2 tRNA genes and 1 rRNA gene are annotated in these 535 nt (G+C 45.8%); all 3 read right to left on the bottom strand.

What is annotated here, in order from left to right:
- Nucleotides 1-206 precede the first annotated feature (206 nt).
- Nucleotides 207-282, bottom strand: a tRNA-Ala gene (locus BN4575_RS20480).
- A 16-nt stretch (nucleotides 283-298) separates the two neighbouring features.
- A tRNA-Ile gene (locus BN4575_RS20475) sits at nucleotides 299-375 on the bottom strand.
- A 73-nt stretch (nucleotides 376-448) separates the two neighbouring features.
- A 16S ribosomal RNA gene (locus tag BN4575_RS20470) occupies nucleotides 449-535 on the bottom strand; the annotation flags it as partial.

Raw genomic sequence — 535 nt, 5'->3', positions numbered from 1 at the left:
CTTGTTGAAGTACAACAAGGACCAAAATAAATTTTGGTTTTCGCCAAGAAGTTTCCAAAGCACTTGTAACAAATGTTTGAGAACTACTTTTTAAATCAGCTTTCCAGATTGTTAAAGAGCAAACTTCATAAAGAAGTCAAAGACATAGATTGAACATCAAGGCTCAATGCATGGCTTTTGCTTCTCGCAAAATACAGTACAGATTATGGTGGAGCTATGCGGGATCGAACCGCAGACCTCCTGCGTGCAAGGCAGGCGCTCTCCCAGCTGAGCTATAACCCCATAAATCTGGACGAAGTGGTGGGTCTGAGTGGACTCGAACCACCGACCTCACCCTTATCAGGGGTGCGCTCTAACCACCTGAGCTACAGACCCACTTCGTGTACTGTCTCTAAACTTGAATCAAGGCAATCTGTGTGAACACTCAACAACTTCGTCATCTTTAAGGTAAGGAGGTGATCCAACCCCAGGTTCCCCTAGGGTTACCTTGTTACGACTTCACCCCAGTCATGAATCACACCGTGGTAAACGCCCT

It is taken from the genome of Aeromonas sp. EERV15 (assembly GCF_900079845.1).
GTDB lineage: Bacteria > Pseudomonadota > Gammaproteobacteria > Enterobacterales > Aeromonadaceae > Aeromonas > Aeromonas sobria.
This window is presented reverse-complemented; position numbering and strand designations above follow the sequence as displayed.